The organism is Okeania sp. (assembly GCF_983059655.1).
In genome coordinates this window covers 1-5,740 of the sequence record NZ_CEZPJD010000515.1, presented here as the reverse complement: position 1 = coordinate 5,740, position 5,740 = coordinate 1, and the positions used below count along the sequence as shown (strand labels likewise).

Genomic DNA, 5,740 nt, shown 5'->3' with positions numbered 1-5,740 from the left:
TAAATTGCTGTTTGCGCAAGCATTCCGTAGGAATCATATAAGACTTTTAGCTATTAGGCCCATCCTGCAATTTGTAAATATACCAGCGCTCATTGCTATAAGTATTTCAGAAAATTTGTTCTTTATTTCATTGTTCGTTTTCGTACTATATTTAATTTATTTTACTTTTTCTTCTACTCAGCAATAAATCTAATAAAAGCAGTCGTAGCAACAGTGGTTTTGTGTGTAATATCTTTTTGGGTGTCAATTGCATTATTAGTACCACTAGATTCAATAAATCCTTTAGTTCTTGATTTCTTGGGGAATAACCCTCAAATATTTTCTCAAAGGATTATAACTGGAATAATTTTTATTAGCGTAACAAGATTTTTTTATATTCTAGGAAAAAATAAAAATACAAGAAATACCAGATTTTTTTGGGCTATAGTTACCGAAAAAATCAGGTATAAAGCCTCTCCTTTCATGGAGAAAAAATAAAAAAGTTCTTTGAAGCAATCCTCTTATTTATAAGAAGAGGTAATTCTTAATTCTTAATTATTGAAACATATACCTATGATTTTGATAATGTGTTGCTTTACAGGTATTTACAGAAAAATTCAGGTATAAAGCCTCTCATGAGCAAGGAGAAACAAGAAAAAATTTTCTTTTTATTCAATCCTATCCGTTTTAGGGAGAGGTAATTATCAATTATCCATTATCAATTATCAATTATCAATTATTGAAAGCTCTTTTTACCAAGAAGAAAGTTCTGCTGATGTTCTTTCTATGCTTCACATGGCAATATTTATTTATTATTTTCACATCAACACGATAACTTTTGTCATGTGTTACTTCGATAACTATTCTATTTTTGATATTCCAGAAGATATTTTACGTTTTTATACGATAATTGGAGGTTCTTATGGTACTGGAGTTGCAATGTCAAATATAAGTTACAAAAAATATGACGACGCATTCAAACGAACTTACATAATAATTGTGGTCATACAACTGTTCTTTCTGATAATGTTTTATCTTATATAATTTATAATTGGCCTGCTTCTTAAAAAAATCATATTTAATAAAGTCAAGAACTATTTAATAAAGTCAAGAACAAATATAGATTTAATATTGCAGGGTTTTTCATACTTAGTTAAGATACAACTGTGACAGGCAAGATGCCTGTGCTACAAATACATTACTTATTAATTAAAATCTCAACAACTTTATTCAGTTCCACAGAATGAGAAGCCTTAAAAAGAACTCGATCGCCTGGTTGTAAAAACTCCTGTAAATGTGTTGCTAATTTCTGATGAACATCTTTAGAACTAATATTTTCTACCTCTATAAACTGCAAACCAGCAGCACCAATAGCCATTGCCTGTGCTTCTTCAAAATCTGCCAAAATAAATAAACCATCAATATTCAAATCTCGCACAACATTGCCAACTTGTTGATGAAATAAAACTGATTTATCTCCTAATTCTTTCATAGTTCCTAACACAGCAACATGACGTTTTCCCGGAGTTTCAACTAACAAATTTAGAGCAGCAATCATCGACTCTAATCCAGCATTATAAGTTTCATCTAAAATTAGAATATCATTATCTAAATTGTATCTTTTTGCCCTACCTTCAGGTAATTGAACCGATAAATTATTAATCAAAGGTTGCAAGAGATTTTTAGTAGAAATACTTCTACCATGAATTACCTTAAAAACAGCCAATGCTGCCAAATAATTAGAAGCATTATGAAGTCCCGGCAAAGGTAAAGGTAAATCCACACCTGCAACATTTATAGTCTGAGAATCAATTAATTTTCCTTGTAAATCACCTCCCTGTAAACCATAAGTAAAAGTTTCTCCCGACCAAAACTTAGCAGCAGTTTCCATTAATCGTTGGTTATCATAATTCAAAATAGCAATACTATTAGAAGACATTTCTGCAAGTAATTCACACTTAGCTTGAGCGATCGCTTCAACAGAACCTAAACGACCAATATGAGCAGTACCAACATTCGTAATTAAACCAATTGTCGGATTGGCAATATGTGTTAATTCTGCTATTTCCCCTGGTCCTCGCATTGCCATCTCTACCACAGCATAATTATCATCAGAGGAAAGTCTTAGTAGAGTTTTTGGTACACCTATTTCATTATTATAATTAGCTTCAGTTTTCAGAACTTGACCCTGAGTAGCCAAGACTTTAGCAATTAATTCCTTAGTAGTAGTTTTACCCACTGAACCTGTGACCGCAATTACAGGAATGTCAAATCTATCTCGCCACCAACGAGCGATTTTTTGGTAAGCTTCTAAAGTATTTTCTACTTGTAATATAGTTACGCTATTTGACTGTTGTTTAACTATATTCGTTAAGGTATATTTTTCCTCAACAATGACGCAAGAAGCCCCTTTTTCCATTGCCTGTTTCACAAATTTATGGCCATCAAAGTTTTCACCTCGTAATGCCACAAATCCTTCACCAGATTGTAAGTTACGAGTGTCTGTATTTATGCCGGTAATTAATGTTTTTTTAGGAATCTGAAAATTTGTAAGTGTTGTAGCACTCAAGACTTCAATTAATTGAGATAAGTTAATGTGACAGACCATAACTATTGGCAGTCCTACTCAAATATGTGTAATAATTATATTAGAGTAATTGTGATTTTTGAAGTCAATTTATTTTTTTGGATTTAACTAAGCAACCAGGAAAAAGTAAAAAGTATAAATAATTCTCAAGAGAAAAAAATTTTTTTTAAGTTTAGTAAATTTTGTCATAATTTAGAGCTTACATAAGACAAAATTACTAAAATTTTTTCGAGCTAAGGATTAAGAAAGTTTATACGATCTTATGTATATTACAATTAGTAACGACTGATTTCTACGGAGTGGGAACTGTAGATGCTACCGATAACTCAGGACAATCAAAGTTGACCAAAAAAGAAGGTCTCAAGCCTCCCCTTTCAAGGGGATGAAAAAAATAAAGTTCAATATTTCAAGCCTCTGACTTCAGGCAGAGGTACTGATAACTGATAACTGATAACTGATAACTGAAATGACCCGTGGAGGAGAGTTTTTTATCAAGCAAAATCTTTACTGAAACTTCACACAAATTCAGTAAATTATGAAGATAATTAAAAATATGAGTATTAATCAACTGTAGAATACCGATGTTAGGTATACAATAAATCTAAGGAGTATTAATACTGAGTTATAGACAAAAATGATACCTAGTATAGTAAGGTAAATATCCACCTAAATTTGGAATTAAATATATAGTTTTAGACAAACTCATAGATGCTAATTAATCGTCAGACTAGCTCTGGAATATAAACATCATAAAGTAGGTAGGAAATATATAAAATGAAAAGTCTTCTGGATGAATACAACAAATACAAATCTCAAGATGAACAAGATATCTATAACCATTTTATCCAATTGATAGATCTAGAGTCTTCAACAGAAGTAATTGAAAGATTTAGAATGTTATTTATTAATGGTTCTGGATATCCTGACAGAGAAATATCTCAAGCACTAGATAGAATTACAGCATTGCCACAAATTGAAGAAGAGTTTGATTTTATCTTAAATCGCTGCTGTCATATAGTTATTAATAGAAAACAACCCTACAACTATAAAAAGGATGTTTTAGTAGATTTAATGAAGCTTTTTGATCGAATAGAAAATCAACCCGCACGTCGCAACTACTACGGTTCTCGTAATAGTAAAAAATTATTAGAACTGGTTCAAGCATTCACAAGAAGCGAGCAATATCTCTCCTTAAAACGCTTAACAGAATTAATGAACCAAGAAACAGGAAGTTGCAGAAATACTAATAGTGCTCTAGCTCAACCTTTAAGAACTCTAATTCCACGTTACCCTTACTTATACCAACATTGTTTAGTTACCCCAGATAGTAGCTATGAACACCAACAAGTTATCAGAAAAATTCAACGACATAAACAGAGAAAATTTGAAATAGACTTATCCAAATATGTAACTCATACAATTAGAAAGAGAGTAATAACCACTGCCTCTGAAAGAGGAACGAATCTTTCAAACCTGACAGTATCTCCTTGGGAAGGCACTAACAATATTCAAAATCCTACTCTTTTGAGCGATCGGGAAGTATTATCAGCAATTAAACAATTTGTAGGTAAAGTTGAAAACGGTAATAACTATCGAGATAATGCAAAAAGTTTTCTAACCCATGTTAGACAACCTCAATCCTATGGTTCTTTTAAAGAAAGCTTCTATGAATATTTAAGTACATCTTTTGATGTAGATTCTAAATCTATTAAGTATCAGTTCCAAAATAAACTATATAAGCAGCTGAAAAATACTATGTCTCATAGTAATGATAAACAGTTTAATGATTCTTTGCTGATGAGAACTTGTAATCAAATGTTAGGATTTCTCATTGTAGAAAGTACCCAAAAACCACAACACTTTCTATTTCTCAATCTAATGTCTAACCTGGGTCCGATAACAACAACTGGCCTTCTACTAAAAATAGTTTTGGTCTGCTATAGAGTCAAACCATACTTAGAAAAACGATTTTCTATACTATTTAACCATTACGAATCACACACTAGAGAAACTGTTATGTGGTTAGTGAAAGCTCTAGAAAATATGCACGTTGCTTTAAGTACTAATTTTGGTAGGGTTGATTTATCTTTCATTCGTTAGAATATTTTAAATAAGCACTCAGCAGTAAATGTTGATAAATAGATTTCAATCCCTCCACGCGCCTTCCGATTTATAGAAACCGGGGTAAACCCAGAGCTACTAAAAACTGTTAAAACTTCCAGAATCTAGAAGAAGCTCAGTTAATATGCAGGAGTAATATTGCAATGTTAAAACAAAGCTCAGAGTAGAGTTTTCTAATATCGTTTACCTGGTGGATTTATACTCCACGCACATATATAAAATAAATCAAAAAATATAGTAAAGATTAAAAGATTAAATATGTTGCTTAATTAGCAATCGTATTATAAAGAATAAATAATTAGATAAACCCTTAGCTTGTAGCTATGGGTAATTAAATACTAAGCATAGGTTCAGTCAAGACAAAAAGAAAAAGTAATGACCCAAGTGTTACTAGGTGAAAACGAAGGTATAGAGTCGGCCTTCCGGCGATTCAAGCGTCAAGTTTCTAGAGCAGGTATCCTTGCAGATGTAAAAAAACGTCGATACTTTGAAACTTCTCAGGAAAAACGAAAAAGAAAGGCCGTAGCAGCACGACGCCAAAAACGATTTTATTAAAGCAAAAAATTTACTTTATAGGTTAATTATTGAGATAATTTAGTGTAGAAGTTTTGTCGCTATCTTCAATAGTTAATAATTAATAATTAATTATTACCTCTCCTTGAAAACGGATAGGATTGACTAAAAGAAAAAAAAATCTTTTTTATCCTTAAAAGGAGAGGCTTTAAACCTTAATTACTCCGTAAAATTTATCAAAACTCTAACTTTGGTAGTAGCTAATATTAGCGAATATTTATAGAAGTGTTGAAATAAATTTTATACCCCTTTAGGTAGTGTTTTATCATAAGATTAATGTCTAATGTTAAATTACCATAAACATAAATTATATTAGATTATAGTGGCTTTCACAAAGGTACAATATAGTAAAAATTATAGATATAACTAAAGTTTAATAAACTGCAGAAATAGTTATATTCTATGTTAATTAAAGCCTCTATAAGTAGGGCTTGCTGAAAAAGCTTGAAAGCATTGACTGATATTGGTTTTAGCAATTTT

The 5,740-nt window shown here is 31.2% G+C and carries 3 protein-coding genes; 2 read left to right on the top strand and 1 reads right to left on the bottom strand.

What is annotated here, in order from left to right:
* Nucleotides 1-1,177: 1,177 nt before the first annotated feature.
* Nucleotides 1,178-2,587 carry a UDP-N-acetylmuramoyl-tripeptide--D-alanyl-D-alanine ligase gene (locus AC3DU7_RS23140; RefSeq protein WP_488041649.1) on the bottom strand — a complete coding sequence of 470 codons (1,410 nt, stop codon included), beginning with the start codon at nt 2,585-2,587 and terminating at the stop codon, nt 1,178-1,180.
* A gap of 753 nt (nt 2,588-3,340) precedes the next feature.
* On the opposite strand from AC3DU7_RS23140, the gene AC3DU7_RS23135 reads away from it, so the two are divergent.
* Together AC3DU7_RS23135 and rpsU are read left to right on the top strand one after the other, a co-directional pair.
* A complete protein-coding gene (locus AC3DU7_RS23135) occupies nt 3,341-4,666 on the top strand; it encodes a hypothetical protein (RefSeq protein ID WP_488041648.1) in 1,326 nt (441 codons plus the stop codon).
* Between the two features lie 396 nt (nt 4,667-5,062).
* Nucleotides 5,063-5,242: a 30S ribosomal protein S21 gene (gene rpsU, locus AC3DU7_RS23130; protein WP_488041647.1), complete on the top strand. Its 180-nt coding sequence runs from the start codon at nt 5,063-5,065 to the stop codon at nt 5,240-5,242.
* The last annotated feature ends 498 nt before the right edge of the window (nt 5,243-5,740 follow it).

Bases quoted from the DNA above. Each gene is read 5' to 3' on its own strand.
- AC3DU7_RS23135 (WP_488041648.1), top strand. From the start codon at position 3,341: ATGAAAAGTCTTCTGGATGAATACAACAAATACAAATCTCAAGATGAA.
- rpsU (WP_488041647.1), top strand. From the start codon at position 5,063: ATGACCCAAGTGTTACTAGGTGAAAACGAAGGTATAGAGTCGGCCTTC.
- AC3DU7_RS23140 (WP_488041649.1), bottom strand. From the start codon at position 2,587: ATGGTCTGTCACATTAACTTATCTCAATTAATTGAAGTCTTGAGTGCT.